Annotated in this window: 16 protein-coding genes and 2 pseudogenes; 5 read left to right on the top strand and 13 right to left on the bottom strand. The window is 63.3% G+C overall.

Features of this window, described 5'->3' with window-relative positions; all coding sequences use genetic code 11:
• Positions 1-88: 88 nt before the first annotated feature.
• The 5 genes from BPRO_RS03750 to acsA are packed head-to-tail and all read right to left on the bottom strand — an operon-like array spanning position 89 to position 5,388.
• Positions 89-352, bottom strand: a complete 264-nt coding sequence (locus tag BPRO_RS03750; RefSeq protein WP_011481724.1) for an acyl carrier protein — start codon at positions 350-352, stop codon at positions 89-91.
• Entirely contained in the window at positions 349-1,611 is a 1,263-nt protein-coding gene (locus BPRO_RS03745) for a dihydrolipoamide acetyltransferase family protein (protein WP_011481723.1), read from the bottom strand. The genes BPRO_RS03750 and BPRO_RS03745 overlap by 4 nt, the downstream gene beginning before the upstream one ends.
• Complete coding sequence (locus BPRO_RS03740; protein ID WP_011481722.1) at positions 1,608-2,600, bottom strand: alpha-ketoacid dehydrogenase subunit beta; 993 nt, start codon at positions 2,598-2,600, stop codon at positions 1,608-1,610. The genes BPRO_RS03745 and BPRO_RS03740 overlap by 4 nt, the downstream gene beginning before the upstream one ends.
• Positions 2,600-3,613 carry a pyruvate dehydrogenase (acetyl-transferring) E1 component subunit alpha gene (gene pdhA, locus BPRO_RS03735; RefSeq protein WP_011481721.1) on the bottom strand — a complete coding sequence of 338 codons (1,014 nt, stop codon included), beginning with the start codon at positions 3,611-3,613 and terminating at the stop codon, positions 2,600-2,602. The genes BPRO_RS03740 and pdhA overlap by 1 nt, the downstream gene beginning before the upstream one ends.
• Positions 3,610-5,388, bottom strand: a complete 1,779-nt coding sequence (gene acsA / locus BPRO_RS03730) for an acetate--CoA ligase (protein ID WP_011481720.1) — start codon at positions 5,386-5,388, stop codon at positions 3,610-3,612. The genes pdhA and acsA overlap by 4 nt, the downstream gene beginning before the upstream one ends.
• 645 nt (positions 5,389-6,033) lie before the next feature.
• Here acsA and groES point away from each other — a divergent pair.
• The 3 genes from groES (at position 6,034) to BPRO_RS03710 (ending at position 9,438) form a co-directional block, all read left to right on the top strand.
• Entirely contained in the window at positions 6,034-6,324 is a 291-nt protein-coding gene (gene groES, locus BPRO_RS03725) for a co-chaperone GroES (RefSeq protein ID WP_011481719.1), read from the top strand.
• Positions 6,325-6,372: 48 nt separating this feature from the next.
• On the top strand, positions 6,373-8,025 hold the full coding sequence (gene groL / locus BPRO_RS03720) for a chaperonin GroEL (protein ID WP_011481718.1): 1,653 nt from the start codon (positions 6,373-6,375) through the stop codon (positions 8,023-8,025).
• Positions 8,026-8,164: 139 nt separating this feature from the next.
• Positions 8,165-9,438, top strand: a protein-coding gene (locus BPRO_RS03710; RefSeq protein WP_198140981.1) for an IS3 family transposase whose coding sequence is annotated in 2 segments (ribosomal slippage) — positions 8,165-8,527 and positions 8,530-9,438 — 1,272 coding nt in all. Because the reading frame shifts where the segments join, the coding sequence is not laid out codon by codon here.
• Between the two features lie 55 nt (positions 9,439-9,493).
• Here the strand turns inward: BPRO_RS03710 and BPRO_RS27900 are convergent.
• The 5 genes from BPRO_RS27900 to tal form a co-directional block, all read right to left on the bottom strand.
• A complete protein-coding gene (locus tag BPRO_RS27900) occupies positions 9,494-11,407 on the bottom strand; it encodes an autotransporter domain-containing protein (protein WP_198140980.1) in 1,914 nt (637 codons plus the stop codon).
• A gap of 299 nt (positions 11,408-11,706) precedes the next feature.
• Positions 11,707-12,036, bottom strand: coding sequence for a DUF805 domain-containing protein (locus tag BPRO_RS03700; protein ID WP_011481714.1), 330 nt, complete (start codon positions 12,034-12,036; stop codon positions 11,707-11,709).
• 72 nt (positions 12,037-12,108) lie between these two features.
• Positions 12,109-13,056: an IS481-like element ISPosp6 family transposase gene (locus BPRO_RS03695; protein WP_011481713.1), complete on the bottom strand. Its 948-nt coding sequence runs from the start codon at positions 13,054-13,056 to the stop codon at positions 12,109-12,111.
• A gap of 84 nt (positions 13,057-13,140) precedes the next feature.
• Positions 13,141-14,706 carry a glucose-6-phosphate isomerase gene (gene pgi / locus BPRO_RS03690; RefSeq protein WP_086003084.1) on the bottom strand — a complete coding sequence of 522 codons (1,566 nt, stop codon included), beginning with the start codon at positions 14,704-14,706 and terminating at the stop codon, positions 13,141-13,143.
• A gap of 8 nt (positions 14,707-14,714) precedes the next feature.
• Positions 14,715-15,662, bottom strand: a complete 948-nt coding sequence (tal, locus tag BPRO_RS03685) for a transaldolase (protein ID WP_011481711.1) — start codon at positions 15,660-15,662, stop codon at positions 14,715-14,717.
• Positions 15,663-15,814: 152 nt separating this feature from the next.
• Between tal and zwf the strand changes: the two genes are divergently transcribed.
• On the top strand, positions 15,815-17,284 hold the full coding sequence (gene zwf / locus BPRO_RS03680) for a glucose-6-phosphate dehydrogenase (protein ID WP_011481710.1): 1,470 nt from the start codon (positions 15,815-15,817) through the stop codon (positions 17,282-17,284).
• Between the two features lie 264 nt (positions 17,285-17,548).
• Positions 17,549-18,394 (top strand): MurR/RpiR family transcriptional regulator, encoded by an 846-nt coding sequence (locus tag BPRO_RS03675; RefSeq protein ID WP_011481709.1) that lies wholly within the window; start codon positions 17,549-17,551, stop codon positions 18,392-18,394.
• Between the two features lie 172 nt (positions 18,395-18,566).
• Here the strand turns inward: BPRO_RS03675 and BPRO_RS03670 are convergent, their stop codons facing one another.
• The 3 genes and pseudogenes from BPRO_RS03670 to BPRO_RS30835 all read right to left on the bottom strand — a co-directional run.
• A complete protein-coding gene (locus BPRO_RS03670) occupies positions 18,567-19,925 on the bottom strand; it encodes a M20 aminoacylase family protein (protein WP_081430473.1) in 1,359 nt (452 codons plus the stop codon).
• Positions 19,926-20,148: 223 nt separating this feature from the next.
• Positions 20,149-20,232 (bottom strand): annotated as a pseudogene (locus tag BPRO_RS30840) (hypothetical protein); the annotation flags it as partial.
• A gap of 14 nt (positions 20,233-20,246) precedes the next feature.
• Positions 20,247-20,771: pseudogene (locus tag BPRO_RS30835) on the bottom strand (DUF3047 domain-containing protein); the annotation flags it as partial.
• Positions 20,772-20,996 lie beyond the last annotated feature (225 nt).

Below are 20,996 nucleotides of genomic sequence, written 5' to 3'. Positions count from 1 at the left end.
GCAACAGGAACGTCCCCTTGACCGGCGTGCGCGCCCTGTCAAAGCGTGAGCGCAGCGCCAGCGGCAGCGGCATCCACTGCTGGCTGTTTCATGCGCCCTCACGGCCGAGCCGGGCCAGCAGGTAGTCGAGCACGTTGCCGAGGGTAACCAGTTGGGCGTAGTCCGCCTCCGCGATGGTGACGCCAAAGCGTTCATGCAGCGCCACCAGAAAATTGAGCCAGTCCATCGAGTCCAGATCGACCTGATGGCGCAGCGGGCGGTCGGGTTCAATGGTGGCGGGAACGACCTCTGGTGCAATCGAGCACAGGATATCCAGGACGATGCGGCTCAACGCCGGACGGTCATAGCTCATGTCGGGCCTCCTGCCTGGCCGCCCTGGCCGGGGGCTGGCGTGACTCGTTCAGCCAGCGCCTGAGGCTGCTGCAGAAGATCGCGCAGCTCGGCCAGAAACAGCGCGCCCTGGTGCCCGTCGGACACCCGGTGATCGGCGGCCAGCGTGGCCGTGACCAGCGGCAGCGCGCGAACTTCCCCCTCCTCCACCCAGGGGCCATCTGCCACGCGGCCAAAACCCACCAGCGCCACCTGCGGCGGATAGATCACGCCAAAGACGGCTTCCACGCCCTGGTCGCCCAGGTTGGTGATGGTGATGGTCGGGTCGCTCATCTCGGAGCTGCGCAAGGAACCGGCTCGCGCGCGTTTGACCAGATCGGCCAGCTCGCGCATGAGCAGCTCCAGCGGTTTGGCGCCAACATCATGGATCGCCGGCGCCACCAGGCCGCCGCCGCGCAGGGAGATCGCCACACCGGCGTGCACGGCCGTGGACAGCTGGAACGCGCCGTCGCGATACAACCCGTTGAGCTGAGGCACGCGCTGCAGGGCCGCAGCCACAGCCTTGAGCTGCAACACCGCAGGCAGGATACGTTCGGTGATCGGCAGGCCTTCGTTGCGCTGCAGCAGCCAGGCCAGCGCCCTGGCCATGGGAATGGGCTCGCTGAGGTAATAGTGCGGAATCTCGCGCTTGGAGCGGCTCATGGTCGCGGCAATGGCCTTGCGCATTTCCGTCTGCCGGTCTGGCGCCGCCGCCACCGGCAAAGGTGGCCTGCGCGCAGCCACGGCGGCTTCGATATCGGCCAGCGTGACCGAGCCTTGCGGACCGGTGCCATGCACACTGTCGGGGTCAATGCCATGTTCCCTGGCGTGCCGGCGTGCCGAAGGCGACACCGGATGCCGTGCCGCAGGAAGTGCTTTTTCGATCTCCGGCACACGTGGTAACGCAGGCTGCGGCGGGGCTGCGGGCACGGACTGCGGTACGGCGACCGGAACGGTGGGAACAGTGGAAGCAGTGAGAGAAGTGGCCGCAGGCGCCGCCACCTCTCCCGGCGCCAGCAGCCTGGCCAGCACCGTACCCACCGGCACCTTCTCGCCGGGCTGCACCCGCAACTCGGTCATCACCCCGTCCTGCCAGATTTCAACATCCACCGCGGCCTTGGAGGTGTCCACCACAGCCACCACCTGGCCACGCTTGACGGCGTCTCCCGGTTGCACATGCCACTTGAGCAGTGTGCCCTCGTCCATGTCAGCGCCCAGCGCGGGCAACTTGAATTCGATCATGGTGCGCTCCCCAACAGCGCTCGCGCGGCGGCGACAATTTTCGGGACTTGCGGCAACGCGGCCTCTTCCATGTGGCGGGCATACGGAATCGGAACCTCCTCGCTGCACACGCGCGCCAGCGGGGCATCGAGGTCAAAGAAGGCCTGCTCCATGATGCGCGCCATGACCTCGGCCGCCAGGCTGCCTGAGCGCCAGCCTTCGTCAATGACCACGGCGCGGCGACATTTCCGCACTGAGGCCATCAGGGTGGCATCGTCGAGCGGGCGCAGCACGCGCAGGTCGATGACCTCGGCGGAAATACCCTGCTGCTCCAGTTCCTCCGCCGCCCGCAGTGCCTTGGGCAGGCTGCCGCCGTGGGTGATCAGGCTTACATCCGTGCCCGCGCGGCGCACCCTGGCGCTGCGGATGTCCACACCCGGCCATTCGCCGTCCGGCACCTCGCCTTCCATGTTGTAAAGCTGCGCATGCTCAAATATCACCACCGGGTCCGGGTCGGCCAGCGCAGCCGCAAGCATGCCGCGGGCATCTTCCACTGTCGCTGGCGCCAGCACCGTGAGTCCAGGCACATGGGCATACCAGTTTTCAAAGCTGTTGGAGTGCTGGGCCGCCACCTGGCGCCCGGCACCGGTGGCCATGCGGATCACGATGGGCACGGAAAGCTGACCGCCCGACATGTGGTGCAACATGGCCGCGGTGTTGACGATGGGGTCGAGCGCCAGCAGGCTGAAGTTGACCGTCATGACCTCGACAATCGGACGCATGCCACCGAGCGCCGCGCCGACGCCGGCACCGACAAATCCAAGTTCGGACAGCGGTGTGTCGCGGATACGTTCAGGGCCGAACTCGTCAAGCAGCCCCCGGGACACAGCATAGGTGCCGCCGTAGCGGCCCACGTCCTCGCCCATCAGAAAGACACGCGGGTCGGCGTACAGGGCTTCGCGCAGCGCTTCACGCAGGGCTTCCCGGTATGTGATGGTGCGGCGGGCCATCAGGCTGCTCCCTCCCGTGTATGGACATCGCGCAGCAGGTCTTCAACCGGCTCCCAGGTGCCGGCTTCGGCAAAGGCCGCGGCGGCATCGACCTCTGCCTGCGCCGCCGCATCAAGCACCAGGAACTCGTCCTCCGTCAGGCTGCCCTGCGCCTTCAGGCGCGCGGTGAATGTGTGGATGGGGCCACGCGTCTTCCAGGCTTGCACCTCGGCCTTGTCGCGGTACAGCTCGGGGTCGAACATCGAGTGCGCGCGAAAGCGGTAGGTCTTCAGTTCCACAAACACCGGGCGGCCCTGGCTGCGCACCTGCTGCGCGCTGCGCTGCACAGCGTCAAATACGGCCACCACATCCATGCCGTCAGCCTGCACGGTGGCCATGCCGTACGACGCCGCCTTCATGCACAGATCGGTCTGCGCCTCGGAGCGCGCCAGCGCCGTGCCCATGGCATATAGATTGTTCTCGCAGCAAAACAGTACCGGCAGCTGCCAGAGCGCGGCAAGGTTGGCCGCTTCATGAAAGGCCCCCTCGGCGATCGCACCCTCACCAAAAAAACAGGCGGTGAGTGCCTGGCGCCCCGCCATTTTGTCGGCCAGCGCCAGTCCTGCAGCCAATGGCAGGCCACCACCCACAATCGCATTGCCGCCATAAAAACGGGTCGCACGGTCGAACAAATGCATGGAGCCGCCGCGCCCGCGCGAACAGCCCTCGCGCTTGCCGTACATTTCGGCCATGATGCCGTTCATGGCCAAGCCGCGCAGCAGCGCATGACCGTGCTCGCGGTAGGTAGCCACCACGTTGTCTTGCGGCTGGAGAGCGCGCAGCGCGCCGACAGCCACGGCCTCCTCGCCGATGTACAGATGCAGAAAGCCGCGGATCTTCTGCTCGCCGTAGAGCTGGGCACACTTCTCTTCCATGCGGCGGATGCGCAGCATGCCGGCCAGCACCGCCAGCGCAAAGGCCTTGTCCCAAGGCACCGGGCCACTCGGTGGCGGGGGTACCGGCAGGTGACTCATGCTCCACCCTCCAGCGTCGAGATGTCGCCCTCAGGCAGGCCGAGCTCGCGGGCCTTGAGCAGGCGGCGCATGATCTTGCCGCTGCGCGTGCGCGGCAATACCGGCAGGAAGGCGATCTCTTTGGGCGCGACGGCGGCGCCGAGTCGCTTGCGTGCATGCGCCAGGATGTCCAGGCGAAGCGCCTCATCAGGTGCATGGCCATCCTTGAGCGAAACAAAGGCCTTGACCACTTCGCCCACCACCGGATCGGGCTTGCCAATCACGCCCGCCTCGGCCACGGCCGGGTGCTCCATCAGCACGCTTTCGACCTCGAAGGGACCAATCAGGTGGCCAGCCGACTTGATGACGTCGTCGGCCCGGCCGACGAACCAGTAATAGCCATCGGCATCACGCCGGGCCAGATCACCCGTGAGGTAGAGATCGCCGGCAAAACACCTGCGGTAACGCGCTTCATTGTTCAGGTAGCCGCGAAACATCGAAGGCCAGCCAGCCTTGAGCGCCAGCTCGCCTTCCACATCGGGCGCCTCGATCACGCGCACGCGCGGCGGCTCGCCCTCGGCTTCAAGGCGCTCGACGATGCAGGCCGCGATGCCGGGCAGGGGTCGGCCCATGGAGCCGGGCTTGATGTCAAAGGCCGGCGTGTTGGCAATCATGATGCCGCCGGTCTCGGTTTGCCACCAGTTGTCGTGAATCGGCAGTCCGAACGCCTCCATGCCCCACCAGACCGCCTCGGGATTCAGGGGCTCACCGACACTGGCGACAAAGCGCAGGTCGGGGAAGCGGTGCCGCCTGGCCAGTTCCAGGCCGGACTTCATCAGCATGCGAATGGCCGTGGGCGCCGTGTACCACACCGTGATGCTCTCCTGCTGCAGCAGCGTGTACCAGCGCTCGGCGTCGAACTCCTCGCGGTCGATCAGCGAGGTCACGCCATGCAGCAGCGGCGCGATGATGCCGTAGGACGTGCCGGTGACCCAGCCCGGGTCGGCGGTGCACCAGTAGCGGTCGTCGGGGTGCAGGTCGAGCGCAAAGCGCCCGGTCGCATGGTGCGCCACCACCGCGTCATGGACATGGATCGCGCCCTTGGGCGTGCCCGTGGTGCCGCTGGTGAAATGCAGCAGCGCGGGATCGTCCGGTTTCGTCTCCACCGTGCTGAACCCATCCGACGCGTTGAGCATCAGGGTGGCCAGGTCCAGCGTACCCGGCTCGTTCGTGATACCGCCCTCTTCAGCCACCAGTAGCACATGCCGCAGCGTGGGCATCTGCCCGCGCATGGCCTTGACCTTGCGCTGGTAGAGCAGGTCGGTCGTCACCAGCACCTGGCCAGCGCCGATGTTGATGCGCGTGGCGACTGGCTCGGGGCCGAAGGCCGAGAACATGGGCGTCACCACCGTACCGTTCTTCAGCGCCCCCAGCACCGCGATGTAGAGTTCCGGAATGCGACCGGCCATGACAAACAGGCAGTCGCCCTTGCCGACACCCAGTCCCTGCAGCACGTTCGCAAACCGGCTGGTCTGCCGCGCGAGTTCGCCGTAGCTCAGGTCCAGCGCAGGCGCATGGCGCGCAACAAAACGCAGCGCAATATGGTCGCGCAGCGCACCGGCCGCCTGCCGGTCTACAGCCTCGAAGCCGATATTGAGGCCGCCGCCGGGCAGGCCCGACAAGGCCTGGCGCGCCAAATCCCAGGAAAACCCGCGGCATTCGTCACCGTAGCTGGAAAGATTGGGAGGCACGCGCAGATCGTGCGGAGTTTTCCTGATGACATCAGGTCTTTCCATGGGCACCCCCTTCAACGAGTTGATCCAGCCGTTTAGCAGCTTAGCCCCGCGTGGCAACGCGGCACTTGATCAATCGCAATGAACGGACTGCCCAGTGGTTCCGGTATCCCCTGCACCGGACGGAGGGCTGTTAAACACATTGCAAATGGAGCCCCTCCGCACGGCCCCGCCCTGGCGGGAGAGTTCAGGTGACAAAACTGCACGAAACATCGGTGCCGAGCCTCGTGGAGTGTTGCGCGGGTGTGGCGGGCACGGTTTCCAGGACTCGCAGCGCCGCACGGAATGGCCATGCGCGGCCAGGTTTCCCCTGTGGCGTGCCATCCAGTGTGCGTTGGGACGGCGGCAAGCCTGGCGAACAGGCCTTGACAGAAAATTCCTATTTAAATCAATAGGTTACAAGAACATCGCATCCACCAAAAGTTCAGAGTTAAGTGAGAAAAGTTCAAAGTTAGCCGAGAATCGACATCATTTCACAGCCCTCTTGCAGCTTGCCGCCTTGAAAAGCCCCACAAATGCCTCTATGATTAGCACTCGATGGTATTGAGTGCTAACAAAGCGTATTCAAGCCACCAAGTTAACAAGCACCCACTTCTGTTGGGTGCTTTTTGATTCTCAAAAACCATTGTCCTCAAACAAGGAGCTCTCATGAAACTTCGTCCTTTGCACGACCGCGTGATCGTCAAACGCGTGGAAAACGAAACCAAAACCGCCTCTGGCATCGTCATTCCTGACAGCGCCGCTGAAAAGCCTGATCAGGGCGAAGTCCTGGCCGTGGGCCCAGGCAAGAAAAACGACAAGGGCGATTTGAGCCCTATGGCCGTCAAGATCGGTGACCGCGTGCTGTTTGGCAAATACAGCGGCCAGACCGTCAAGGTCGACGGCGACGAGCTGCTCGTGATGAAAGAAGAAGACCTGTTTGCGGTCGTTGAGAAGTAATTTCTCGGCTCTTTCAATCCCTCATTAACTGAATCTGGAGAATTAAACATGGCAGCAAAAGACGTCATTTTCGGCGGCGAAGCCCGCGCACGCATGGTCGAGGGTGTGAACATCCTGGCCAACGCCGTCAAGGTAACCCTGGGCCCCAAAGGCCGCAACGTGGTGCTCGAGCGCTCCTTCGGCGCCCCCACCGTGACCAAGGACGGTGTGTCCGTTGCTAAAGAAATCGAACTCAAGGACAAGCTGCAGAACATGGGCGCCCAGATGGTCAAGGAAGTCGCTTCCAAGACGTCTGACATCGCAGGTGACGGCACCACGACCGCTACCGTTCTGGCTCAAGCCATTGTTCGCGAAGGCATGAAATATGTCGCCGCCGGCATGAACCCGATGGACCTGAAGCGCGGTATCGACAAGGCCGTCACGGCACTGGTCGAAGAGCTGAAGAAAGCATCGAAAGCCACCACCACCTCCAAAGAAATCGCCCAGGTCGGCTCGATTTCTGCCAACTCTGACGAAGCCATCGGCAAAATCATTGCCGATGCGATGGACAAAGTCGGCAAGGAAGGCGTGATCACCGTGGAAGACGGCAAATCACTCGAAAGCGAACTCGACGTCGTTGAAGGCATGCAGTTTGACCGCGGCTACCTGTCGCCTTACTTCATCAACAACCCTGAAAAGCAGTCGGCGATTCTGGACAACCCGTTTGTTCTGCTCTATGACAAGAAAATCAGCAACATCCGTGACCTGCTGCCTACCCTGGAACAAGTCGCCAAGGCTGGCCGTCCGCTGCTGATCATTGCCGAAGAAGTTGAAGGCGAAGCCCTGGCTACGCTGGTGGTCAACACCCTGCGCGGCATCCTGAAAGTGGTTGCTGTCAAGGCGCCAGGCTTCGGCGATCGCCGCAAAGCCATGCTGGAAGACATCGCCTGCCTGACCGGCGGCAAGGTGATCGCTGAAGAAGTTGGCATGTCGCTCGAAAAAGTGACGCTGGCCGACCTCGGCACGGCCAAGCGCATCGAAGTGGGCAAGGAAAACACCATCATCATCGACGGTGCCGGCGAAGCCAAGGACATCGAAGCCCGCGTCAAGCAGGTTCGCGTGCAGATCGAAGAAGCGACCAGCGACTACGACCGTGAAAAACTGCAAGAGCGCGTGGCCAAGCTGGCCGGCGGTGTTGCCGTGATCAAGGTTGGCGCTGCCACCGAAGTCGAAATGAAAGAAAAGAAAGCCCGCGTCGAAGACGCCCTGCACGCTACCCGCGCTGCCGTGGAAGAAGGCATTGTGGCTGGTGGCGGTGTGGCGCTGCTGCGCGCCAAGCAGGCTGCTGGCGCCATCAAGGGCGACAACGCTGACCAGGAAGCCGGCATCAAGCTGGTGCTGCGCGCCATCGAAGCGCCTCTGCGCGAGATTGTGTACAACGCAGGTGGCGAAGCCTCTGTGGTGGTGAACGCTGTGTTGGCCGGCAAGGGCAACTACGGCTTCAATGCAGCCAACGACACCTACGGCGACATGATCGAAATGGGTATTCTGGATCCCACGAAAGTGACCCGCACGGCCCTGCAGAACGCTGCTTCCGTCGCATCGCTGATGCTGACGACCGAAGCCATGGTGGCCGAGGCTCCGAAAGATGAGTCTGGCGCCGGTGGCGGCATGCCAGGCGGCATGGGTGGAATGGGCGGCATGGGCGATATGGGCATGTAATATCCCGCTGAGCCGGCTCACCCTGGCTCAGACGCCAACAGGCCAAAAGGCCGCGGTGCTTTCGCACCGCGGCCTTTTTTTTGTGCGTGACCCGTCCTGAATAAGGTTGACACTTTTCTATCCAGGAAAAGGCAAGTCAATGGAATCAGGCATTAAACGCAAGCAGGGCGATTACACGCTGGCTTTTAAGCTGTCGGTGGTCGAGCAGGTAGAAAAAGGCGATCTCACGTACAAACAGGCCCAGCACCGCTACGGTATCCAGGGCCGCTCGACGGTGCTGGTGTGGCTGCGCAAGCACGGACGCCAGGCGTGGGGAGGTGCGGCATCATCAAGGCCGACCATGCCGATATCCCCCAAATCACCCCGATCCGCATCAGACGTGCCGCTCACGCCCGAGCAGAAGATCAAAGCGCTCGAAGTGCAGCTTCGCGAGGCGCGCGAGAAGGCCCAACTGTTCGAAGCCGTGCTCGATGTCCTGAAGAAGGACTACGGCGTGCGTGTCGTAAAAAAGCCTTTGGGCAAGTCCTCGCGCAAAAGCTCCTCCCGCAGTTGAGCGTCGCGAAGGCTTGCCGCCACTGGGGCGTCAGCCGCCAGGCCTACTACCAGCAGTTGCAGCATGACCGGCACCGCTGTGAGCGTGCGGACACCGTGATCGAGCTCGTGCGCTCGGTGCGGCTGCGCCAGCCGAGGATAGGCACGCGCAAGCTGCACCACATGCTCAGCCAGCCCCTGGGACAGGCGCAGGCCAGCCTGGGGCGCGATGCGCTGTTTGACGTGCTGCGCCAGGCCCGCCTGCTGGTGGCGCCCAGCAGGGCGTATCACAAGACGACCAACAGCTGCCACCGGTTTCACCGGCACCCGAACCTGCTCAAGGCGGGGCCCCGGCAAGTGCGCCCGAGCGCTGGCGAGCAGGTCTGGGTGGCCGACATCACCTACCTGCCGACCGACCAGGGGTTCGTCTACCTCAGCCTGGTCACGGATGCCTGGTCACGCAAGATCGTCGGGCACCACGTGCATGACAGCCTGCGCACAGAGCAGGTCAGCCAGGCCTTGAAGACGGCGCTCAAGGGCCGGCAGACCAGGCAGGCGCTGGTGCATCACTCGGACCGCGGCATCCAGTACTGCTCGAGCGAGTATCAGGCGATTCACGCGCGCCACGGCATTGTGTGTTCGATGACCGATGGCTACGACTGCTACCAGAATGCGCTGGCCGAGCGCGTCAACGGGATTCTGAAGATGGAGTTCCTGCTTCAAAGACCGGCCGACCTCGATCAGGCCAGAAAAATGGTTCAGCAATCCGTGCATATCTACAACCAGGAAAGACCACACCTATCCCTACAATTGAAAACGCCCGGTGAGGTTCACCGGGCGTCTCTGGCTGGCCTTCACGGCTCAGCTATTTGTGTTTCATAGGTGTCAACCTATGGCAGGACGGGTCAGCGTCCGTGCGCAGAACTTCGGGGTCTGGTTAAAAAGGTACTTGCAGGGCTGCGCCCACCGACCAGCCGCGGATGTCGTTTTGCGACACAGTGGTGCTGTACAGCAGGCTCCATTGCATGCCACCGCCCAGCAGGCCCTTGACGCCCAGCGTTGCCAGCGCAAACAAGCCATCCGGCCTGTCGCCATCGACGGTGATGGCGTTGCTCGCATAGCTGCCCATCGTCACGCGCAAGGGGTCATGGTTCAGGTCTTTTTCCAGGCTCACACGGGCAAAGGGTTTGATGCGCCCCACGTCGTAAGTGCCATTGAAACCCAGTGACACGCGTCGTGACCTGTATGTGGTATCGCCAAAGCTGAAGGCCAGCGGGCCGGGCGCTTCGGTGTAAGCCTTCACCTTCACGCGCTCTTCGGTCAGCGACAGCGTGGGACCGCCAAAGAACCGGCCCGCCTTCAAGATGTAGCCGCCGCCCACGCGCGCTGACGCATAGCTGCCGGTGGTTTGTCCCGTCGAGGACACCAGCAACTGCGTGGATCCCAGCCGCACATCGCGGTGAATGTTGTCAAAGTCAAGGTCGCCGTAAGCCAGCGCCGCATTCAGGTACCACTCGGGCGACAGGGCCACGGTAGCATAGGTACCGACGGTGGTCTGCCGGGTCTTGAAGCCGCCGGTGTTTTCGGAGAATGACAAATCGCCCTCCGCATGCGACAGCACCAGCCCGGCCAGTGCATTGGGCGCCAGCGTGATGTCGCCGCCGACCAGCACCACGGTGGTTTTGGCTTCGTTGCCCATGCGCACGCCCAGCGTCGAAGCACCAAAGCGGCCGCTCTCCAGCGCGGTGTACATCTCAAGATGACCCTTTGGACGAAGCACGATTTTGCTGTCATCGGGCTGCTCGACCACCAGCGCACCCGATGTCAGGCGCCCTTCCAGCGTTTGCGCATGCTGCCGGATGGCCACCAGGGGCGCGACCGCCAGCGTGCTGTTCTGGCCTGCGGCACGCATGCTTGCCAGCGTCACCTGGGCAAAGACCTTGTGCGTTGCCGAGGTCGGATGCACCCCATCGGCGAACACATAGGTATCGGCCTCCGGGGGATTGACGCACAGGAGCGATGAGCTGCCGGACGGCAGGCAGGCCGGCTGGGTCGCCGCATTCAGTGCGGTAAAGCCGTATGCAGCCGGCCGCGCCCGCAGATCGTTGAGCACCCTGTTGGTGTCAAACACCAGCACATTGCGCCCGGCGGTGGCCTGTAGCAGTTGCTGGTTGAAGGTGTCAGACATCGCCGTCAGCAAGCCGGCGCCCGCCGGCCCTTGAGAAAGTCCGAATGGCGTGACACCCAGATCCGGCAGTGTGTTGACGAGGATCAGTTTGGCCCCCGCCGCCTGCAGGCGCATGATCTGGGCGTTGAGGTCGCCGGCCGAGGTGCCGACATTGCCCAGCGCCGAGGGCACCGGCAAGCCCAAGCCCACCGCGCCATATTGGGTAAGTACGTCGTTGGCTCCCGCCCAGACCGTGACCAGGGCTTTGCCGTCAATGCGGCCGCCGGTGTCGGCCAGCAGGCGGTCAACCTGGCTGCTGACCGGGTCGGCCGTAAACCAGACGCCGGCACCGACTCCCACGCCAGGGCTCAGCAAGACGCGCGAACCGCCCTGCGCATAGTTGGTTCCGCCGTTGGGCGTCCGGGTCGGTGCGCCAAATTGATTGACGATCGCCGCCTCGCTGGAAAGCCCCAGCGACTGGCCCAGGTACTGCGTCCAGACCAGGCCAGGGTTGGTGGTGAAGCGGCCGGAATCGGGTACGAACAATTGCGTGGTCGGCGCATAGGTGCCGGCATCGGTCAGGCTGTCGCCGACAGAGTAGAGATTGCTGATGAGCTGGGCCTGGGCCGAAAAGGCCAGAAGGCAGGCAGCGGCGGTCAGGCTGTAGCGGATTGGTTTTTGCATGAAGTATGAGAAAGAGTAATTGAGCGTCATGATCACAAGGACTGCACAAAAGGATTGCAATAAAGGATTGCAATAAAAAAATTGCAAAAGTGGGTTGCAAAAGGACTGGATTGAATCGCTATCCGGTCGCGTTGGCTACTAGGGCTAACCGCATCATCGCGGCGTACAGGGGCGGCGGGAATGTAAGCACACCCCGTGCCGGCCGGCGCCCTGCAAGCCGCTGATACCCCCGAGGCAGGCAGGCAGGAAGGGCCGCAGCGCTTACACGCTGCAACTCTTTTTTCACGAACCTTGAATCTTCAGACTGAGGCGGCGTCGTAAACACCGGCGTCGTCGGACGCAGGCTGTACCCACCAGTAAATCAGCAGGAAATAACCGATGCCGGTGAGCATGATGAGCTGCCACCACCCACTTTTGCCAATATCGTGCAGGCGGCGCGTGCCCACAGCCAGCGCCGGCAACAGCAAGCCGAGCACCATCAAGCCGTTGAGCAGATCGCTCACCATGGAGGCGGCAACCGACACCAGAATCTGGAACAGGAAGAACCACCAGAATTCGGGGCGGGATGCGCGACCGGAAAAGTCTGCGTACTTGGAAAGGCAGGTGGAAATGGCTTGGCCGAAATTCATGGTGCGTGTCCTCCTCACAGGATTGATACCGGGGCAAGTTCCCCGCGCCATGATATGCGCAAGCCCGGCGCTCTAGCTGTAGTTTCTCACGACGTTGTTCCCATCAAATCCGAGGCGAGAAGCTGGAGGGCGGTGGGAGGTCGCTGAGTGGGGCCTGCGAAAGTTGTAGTGATGCATCCAGGGCTCCAGTTCATGGGCCCGAGCATCTGAATCGGGGTAGATGAAGGCGTAGGCCCATTCGCGCAGCAAGGTCTGGATGAATCGTTCGGCTTTGCCGTTGGTGCGTGGGGTGTAAGGGCGCGTGCGGATGTGCCTGATCCCCAGGCGGCGCAGCAGCTTGGCAAAGCGCTTTGATTTGTAAGCCGAGCCGTTATCGGTCATCACCTGCGCAACGCGCACCCCCAAGGCCTTGTAGTAGCGCAGCGCTGCCAGCAGGTGAGCGCAGGCACAGCGCGCCGTCTCATCAGGCAGCAGCAGGCTAAACCCCACCCTGGAGTGATCGTCGATGGCCACATGCAGCGCCTGTGAGCCCGCCCGGGGCGTGTTCTGGGTGCGGTCACCCGTGACGCGGTGGCCCGGCTTGTCAAAGCGGTGTAGTTTCTTGGTGTCCAGGTGCAGTAACTCACCGGGGCTGGCGCGCTCATAGCGCACCACAGGTGGCGCATTCTGAAAGGCGGGCAGCTTGGCTGCGCCGGCGGCCTTGCAGGCCCGTGCAATAGCGCTTCGCGACAGCCCCACTCGCTCGGCAATGCGCTCATAGGTCAGGCGCTGAGTCCTGCGCAAGCGCACGGCCCGCTCGATTTTGCTGGCGCAGCTGCGCTGCGGGCAAACCAGAGGCCGGGAACTGCGGTCAAGCAGTCCGGCGCGGCCTTCCTGAGCATAACGTTGCTGCCACTTGCGGGCCGTGCGGGGACTCAAGCCAGCGGCTGCAGCCGCTGGCTTCAGACCAATCCGGGCAATTTCTTGAACCAAATGGGCTCGACCTTTGGGCGTCATTGAGGCATTCTTGTGGATGTTCATCCGGGGAGTCCTGAAGGGGTTTGGGAGATGTCAGAACCTCCATCTTCCTTCACCTCGGGTGAACAACCTCTTGGGAAACTACATCTAGCGCAGGCGCTGCAACAGCCCGGCCGTGGAGCCGTCAAGCCCCGATGTATCCCCGCTGCGCAAACGCGGCTCAATGTCTTTGGCCAGCACCTTGCCGAGCTCAACGCCCCACTGGTCGAAGCTGTTGATGCCCCAGAGGGCGCCGCTCACAAACACACGGTGCTCCTGCAGGGCGATCAGCGCGCCCAGGCTGGCGGGCGTGAGCTGGTCCAGCAGTAAAAAGGTACTGGGCCGGTTGCCGGGAAAATGCCTGTGGCCACCCTCGTCGTTTTTGCCCTGCATCAGCGCCTGTGCCTGCGCCAGCACATTGGCCAGCAATTGTTCATGGTGCCCGGGCAAGCCATGCGCCGCCTTCCTGACGGCCACGAACTCGATCGGCACCACGGAAGTGCCCTGGTGCAGCATCTGGAAATAGGCGTGCTGACCATTGGTGCCGGGCTCGCCCCACAGCACCGGCGCGGTCGCAAACGGCAGGGGCTGGCCGTCCGTATCCACGCGTTTGCCATTGCTCTCCATTTCCAGCTGCTGCAAGTACGCCGGCAGGCGCCGCAAGGCACTGCTGTAGGGGGCGATGCTGCGGCTGCCGAAGCCGTGGAAATTGCGGTACCAGACATCCAGCAGGCCAAGGCGCACAGGCAGGTTGCGGGCCAGCGCGGCGGTGCGAAAGTGCTCGTCCATCGCGTGCGCGCCGGCCAGCAACTCGCGAAAGCCGACAGCGCCAATGGCGATGGCAACCGGCAAACCAATGGCCGACCACAGCGAGTAGCGGCCGCCCACCCAGTCCCAAAACCCGAAGGTGCTGCGTATGCCAAATGCATTGGCCGCCACGACATTGGTCGTCAGCGCGGCGAAATGCCGGTTGATGTCGCGGCCACCACCCGCCTCAAACCAGCGCTTTGCGGAATGCGCATTGCTCATGGTTTCGTTGGTGGTGAAGGTCTTGGATGCGACGAGGAACAGCGTGCTGTGCGGCTGGCACTGCGCCAGCACGCCGGCCAGTTCCTGGCCATCAACGTTGGAGACAAAGTGAAAGCGTTTGCCCGTGGTGGCAAATTCGCCCAGCGCCAGCACCGCCATTTGCGGCCCCAGGTCCGAGCCACCGATGCCGATGTTGACGACATCGGTAATGGCCTCATCGGCGCGCACCTCTTCTGCGTAAGCCAGCATGGCGTCCAGCGTGGCGTGGACCTGGCTCAGCTCATGCGCTGTGTTTTTTATGGCCGACTGCGCCTGCTCCAAAGCGGGAAGAGCCGGTTGTCGCAACAGGAAATGCATCACCGCGCGTTGCTCGGTGCTGTTGATCCTGTCGCCGGCAAACATGGCGTCGCGGTGTTGCTCCAGCTGGCACTGGACGGCCAGGTCCAGCAACAGCGCCTCACTGGTCACATCCAGAAGATTCTTGGAGAGATCGGCAAAAACGTAGGGCGCTTCCTGGCTGAAGCGGAAAAACCGCTCCGCGTCGCCGGCAAATGCCTCACGCAGATCGAAGGATTTTCCGCCGGCTTCAAAGCTGGCCTGCAGCGCCGCCCAGGCCGGGGTCTGATCACAACGAAGGCGTTTCATGGACTGACTCATGCCGCCACCATCAGCTGCTCAAGCTTGATCGCATCGGCCGCAAAGGCGCGTATGCCTTCGGCCAGCTTTTCGGTGGCCATGGCGTCTTCGTTGAGCGCGTAGCGGAAACCGGTTTCGTCGTAATTCACGGCGGGCAAGTCGAGCGACCTGGCAGCCCCGGCGTCCAGCGAGCGGGCCAGCGGCGCTTCGGACGCGGCCAGCTGCGCCAGCAGTTCTGGGCTGATGGTCAGCAGGTCGCAGCCCGCCAGCGCGGTGATCTGGCCTGCATTGCGAAAGCTCGCACCCATGACCTCGGTGGCAATGCCGAAGTGCTTGTAATGGTTGTAGATCTGGCGTACCGACTTCACGCCGGGGTCGTTGGCGCCAGCATTGGCGGCTTCGTCCCACGCGGCGCCGGCCGACTTCTTGTACCAGTCGTAAATGCGGCCCACAAAGGGCGAAATCAGCTGCACCCTGGCCTGGCCGCAGGCCACCGCCTGGCAGAACGAAAACAGCAGCGTCAGGTTGGTATGGATGCCGCGCCGCTCCAGCCGCTCTGCCGCCTGGATGCCCTCCCAGGTGGCGGCCACCTTGATCAGCACGCGGTCAATGTGAATGCCTTCGGCCTGGTACAGCTCGACGATGCGCTCGCCGCGCGTATAGCTGGCGTTGGCATCAAAGCTCAGGCGGGCATCGACTTCCGTGGACACGCGTCCGGGAATGATGGAGAGGATTTCGCAGCCAAAGCGCACCAGCAGCCGGTCCATGACTTCATCCAGCGCCCGGCCCTTGAACCGGGCCACCGTCTCTTTCAGCAGGGGCTGGTAGTCGGCCTTTTGCACCGCCTTGAGGATGAGCGACGGGTTGGTGGTCGCGTCCTGCGGCTTGAACTGGCCCAGTTGCCTGAAGTCACCGGTGTCGGCGACCACGGTGGTGAATTGTTTGAGGGATTCGAGCTGATTCATGGCCAAAAGTGTAGGTGGCAGGGATAAAAAGCGCTGTCAGAAGACAGCCCGTTTGAGTTACCATTATGCCAAATTAATGTGAAACTAAATTACAAAGCAGCTCTGGCAGCTTTCCGGCAACTTCCGATTAATCACCTCGACAAGGTTTTTTCATGAGTTTTGATCTCATCCTGTTTGGCGGCACCGGCGATCTGGTGTGGCGAAAAATCATGCCCGCGCTGTTCCAGGCCTTCCGGCACGGCTCACTCCCCCCGGGGGGTCGCATTGTGGGTGTGGCACGTGACGCCCTGTCCGACGACCAGTACCGTGCCCTGATCAAGAGCCGCTTCGACCAGGTGGAACTGGCCAAGCGACCCAGCGAGGAGGAGTTTTCGCGTTTTGCGGCCCTGCTCAGCTACCTGCGCATGGATTTATCCAACCCGGCCGACTATGCAAGCCTTGCAGCCAAGCTGCAGCAACGGCCGGCCGAGGTGGTGGTGATGTATGTGGCGACCGCCCCCAGCCTGTTCACCACGGTGTGCGAGCAGATGGCGGCCGCAGGTCTGAATGGTCCGCAGACCCGCGTGGTGCTTGAAAAGCCGCTGGGTCACGACCTCGCCTCCAACCGCGCCATCAACAAGACAGTGCGCAGCGTGCTGCAGGAGGATCAGATCTTCCGCATTGACCATTATCTGGGCAAGCCATCGGTGCAAAACCTGTTTGCACTGCGCTTTGGCAACTCGCTGTTCGAGCCGCTGTGGCGCCGCGAGACGATTGCCAACATCCAGATCACGATTGCCGAAGACCTCGGTGTTGAAAAACGCGGTGCGTTTTACGACAGCACCGGGGCGCTGCGCGACATGGTGCAAAACCATGCGCTGCAATTGCTGTGTGCCATCGGCATGGAGCCGCCCATCAACTCGCACGCCGATGCCATCCGCGATGAAAAGCTCAAGGTGCTGCGCTCACTCAAGGCCTGGACGCCGGAAACCCTGAGCCAGCACGTCGTGCGCGGCCAGTACGCCGCTGGCAGCATCGACGGCGAGGCCGTGCCGGGCTACCGCGATGAAAAGGGGGTCGATCCGGACAGCGCCACGGAGACCTTTGTGGCCCTGCGTACCGAGATTGCCAACTGGCGCTGGGCGGGCGTGCCCTTTTACATACGCACAGGCAAGCGGCTGGCGGGCCGGGATGCGCATATCGAGGTGAACTTCCGGCCGGCGCCGCACGCCATTTTCCAGTCCCCCCTGGTGGAGTCGAATGTCGGCAACCGCCTGGTGATCAACCTGCAGCCCAAGGACGGCCTGGAGCTGCATCTGCTGGCCCAGGGCTCGCACCAGCGCCATGACCGCGGCACCCCCTCGTTGGTGCCGGTGCAGCTCGACCTGGACTTCGACAAGCGATTCGGCGCGGAGCGCGTGGGCGCCTACGAGCGGCTGCTGCTCGACGTGATCGCCGGGCGGCTCAACCTCTTTGTGCGCAGCGATGAGCAGGAGGAAGCTTGGCGCTGGGTCGAACCCATTCTGGACAGCTGGAGCAGCCAGCCAGCCGGACCCCGCCCCTACGCGGCAGGCACATGGGGCCCCAGCGCGGCGAGTGCCATGATTGCGCGCGATGGCTATTGCTGGAGCGAGGAATGTTAGCCCCCACGCTCCCCACTGCGTGTGGTTCGCTGCCCCCCGGGGGGGCCGCCCCGCCTGCGGCCCGGCAAAGCCGGTTCCGCGGCTCGGACTGGTGTTTTGAGGGCCAGCGACTTGCAACGTACAGAGCGCCACACGCAGCAAGCCTTCGTAGGGATGCATACGGCAAGCCGGGGCCGCGGGACTGGCTTTGCCAGACCGCAGGCGCAGCGGCCCCCCCGGGGGGCAGGGAGTTACACGAAGTGAACGACCGTGGGGGCCATCCACATGCTTGACCGAATCAAAGCTTCGTTACCCTCACTGGCCCCCGCGGAGCAACGCGTGGGCCGGTTGGTGCTGACTGATCCGCGGGCGTTTGCCAACCTGCCCATCACCGAGTTGGCCAACCGCTCCCATGTCAGCAAGCCGACGGTGGTGCGCTTTTGCCGCAGCATGGGTTATGACGGCCTGTCGGACTTCAAGCTCAAGCTGGCGGGCAGCGTGAGTGAGGGCGTACCTTTCATTCACCGCAGCGTGGATGCCGATGACAAGACCAGCGATGTGCTCGTGAAGGTCATCGATAACACCGTGGCCGCGTTTCTGAAGTACCGCAACGACGCGAGTTCGTTGGCCATTGAGAAAGCCGCCGATGCACTGCTGGCTACCTACAACACCGGCAAGCGCATCGAGTTTTTCGGCGTGGGCAACTCCGGCATCGTGGCTCAGGACGCCCAGCACAAATTCTTCAGGCTGGGCATCACCAGCATCGCCTACAGCGACGGCCACATGCAGGTCATGAGCGCCTCGCTGCTGGGCCCCGGCGACTGCGTGGTGGTGATTTCCAACTCCGGCCGCACCCGCGACCTGATGGATGCCTGCGACATTGCCCGCAAGAACGGAGCGACCACGATTGTCATCACCGTGACCGGTTCGCCGCTGGCAGCCGCCGGAAACATCCACCTGGCGGCCGACCATCCCGAAGGCTACGACCGCTACAGCCCCATGGTGTCGCGCCTGATGCACCTGATGATCATCGACATCCTGGCCACCTGCGTGGCGCTGCGCATAGGCGCCAAGCTGCAGCCGCTGCTCAAGGAAATGAAAAACAACCTGCGCAACAAGCGCTACGCCTGAGGCCTGCCCCTCGCATTGCTTGCTCCCTCTCCCTCTGGGAGAGGGTTGGGGTGAGGGCCGCTGCCTATGAAAAAAGGGCCGGATTTTTTCAGCCGCCGCAAGCCCTCACCCCTGCCCTCTCCCAGAGGGCGAGGCAGTCATGTCGCCTGCACTCTCCTGGAGGAAGAAGGAGTCACACCGCCTGAGGCTTGAGCGGCAGGGAGCGTTCCACAATCCCCGCAAACAGGGCCGAGCCCAGCGGCAGCACGCTGTCGTTGAAGTCGTAGCAGCTGTTGTGCAGAAAGCGGCTGCCCACGCCGCCAATGCTGGCGCCCTTGCCATCCGGGAGCTGCTCACCCTGGCCCAGGCGCAGGTAGGCGCCCGGCTTGACCTGGAGCATGAAAGAGAAATCTTCCGAGCCCATGCTGGGCTCCAGATCGCGCACCACGTTTTCCGGGCCGACAAGCTGGTCGGCCACGGCCGTCGCCAATGTGTACTCGGCGGGCGAGTTGATGGTGGCCGGATAAATGCGTTCGTAGGTCACCGTCGCCGTGGCGCCAAAGCCCTGCGCCACCGACGTGCACAAATCCTGCAGGCGCCGCTCCACCAGGTTCTGCACGTCGGGCCTGAAGGTGCGCACCGTGCCCACCAGCGTGGCACTGCCGGCCACCACGCTCATCGCCCCGGGGTCCCCCGCGTGCATGGCGCACAGGCTGATCACGGCGCTGTCCATGGCCTTCACGTTGCGCGAGACGATGCTCTGCACCGCCGTGATGATGTGAGCGGCCACCAGCACCGGATCGACCGTGAGGTAGGCATGTGCGCCATGGCCGCCCTTGCCGGCAATCTCGATGGTGACGCGGTCGGCCGCAGCCATCATGGGCCCGGGATTGATGCCAATGGTGCCGGGACGCATGGAGGGCCAGTTGTGCATGGCGTAAATCGATTGCACCGGAAAACGCTCGAACAGCCCGGCCTGGATCATGGCCTCTGCCCCGCCGCGCCCCTCTTCCGCCGGTTGAAAAACAAGCACCGCATCGCCGGCAAAATGGCGTGTCTCGGCCAGGTAGCGGGCGGCGCCTACCAGCATGGTGGTGTGGCCATCGTGGCCACAGCCATGCATCAACCCGGTTTTGGAGGACTTCCAGCCAAACTCGTTGTGCTCCGTCATGGGCAGGGCATCCATGTCGGCGCGCAAGCCCACCATGGGCCGGGCACCGGACGTGAACGCGGTGCCGGTTTGCTGGCCCTTGATGACGGCAACCACGCCGGTTTTCGCAATGCCGGTGTGCACTTCATCCACGCCGCATAGTTTGAGCGCATGCGCCACGCGGCTTGAGGTATAGACCTCTTCAAAGCCCAGTTCGGGGTGGGCGTGCAGGTCCCGGCGAAAAGCCGTCAACTCCGGATGGAACTGCGAGATTTGCGCAAAGGCCCGGCCACTGGCGCGCAGCTGGCCCGGTCGGCCGGCTTGCACTGAAGTGACGGCGGAGGCAGAAGCGTCAGATGCGATGGCGAGAGAGCTGGCATCAATGGTGGCCGGAGCGCGCATGGAGATAGATCCTCGGTTCAGCAAATACCAATACTAGCGTCGAGTCATGAAGCCCGTGTTGAGTTTGTGTAAATCGCAGTTGCGGTCATGGTGGTTACAACGGTTGGACAGCTATTACGGCTATGCGGCTATGACGGCTATGCGGCTACACGACTATTGCCTGGCAGCCCCTCAGGGCTCGAGCGCGCTGTCGGCAGTTCCGCTCAAGGCAGAATCGGCAAAATCAGCCGCTGCGGACTGCGCCGATTTGGCGAGCAAGGTGACGGGGCCATACCACGCCCGGGTCTGTTGCCGGGTGTTGTCCGTGTCCGTCATGATGGCAATACCTACCAGCGCACCGGGAGGCTCGCCAAACACTTTTTCATAATCGGCGCGAATGTCGCGCTTGTAGTCGAGCCAGCGGCCGAGCCGGCCCGGTCCGGACTCCAGCACCAGCTTGCGGATACGGTCTGTGCGCGAATTGACTATGACGCTACCCGGCGGGCGCTGATTTCCCCAGACATACATCAGGGTCGCGTAGGGCATAGGCTCGCCGGTCAAGGCCTGCGCCAATTCGGACAACATGGCGTTTTTGGCGGAAAGCTTCGAGCGGTCACCCTCAAAGGCCAGCACCAGCCGCACCGGCGAGTCGCCGCTGTCACGCTCCGTCAGGTCCGCTCCGGCAATCAGTGCCGTCGCCTTCCAGGAAAAACCAAGCCGGCCGAGCTCGCCGGGTTCCACACGCAGGCTTTGCCGCAGCATGCTGGCGGCACTGCTCGAGTCGCTCTGGACGGCGTCGCGGCCATCGATGCGCAGGGCGCGATAGTGCGTGGGCTTTTTACCCGGAAAAGTACAGTGCTGCCACATGGCGGGACTGCTTGAAGGCCCGCCGTTGGCACGCAAGGTAGACAGCCAAGCCACATCCTGATCAGCCGCGCGTTCAACGGGCGCCACCCCTGCGCAGGCCGTCAGCAGGCACAGGGAAAGTGCCGCGCCCAGGCGCGACAGCAGACCGGGTGAACAGCAATCAGGCAGGAACATAAGGATGCAGACTGGTTGCCGACAGGTTGGGAGAGTCAGGAGAATTGGGCG

Origin of the sequence: Polaromonas sp. JS666, from assembly GCF_000013865.1 — a bacterium.
Taxonomy (GTDB): Bacteria; Pseudomonadota; Gammaproteobacteria; order Burkholderiales; family Burkholderiaceae_C; genus Polaromonas.
This window is presented reverse-complemented; position numbering and strand designations above follow the sequence as displayed.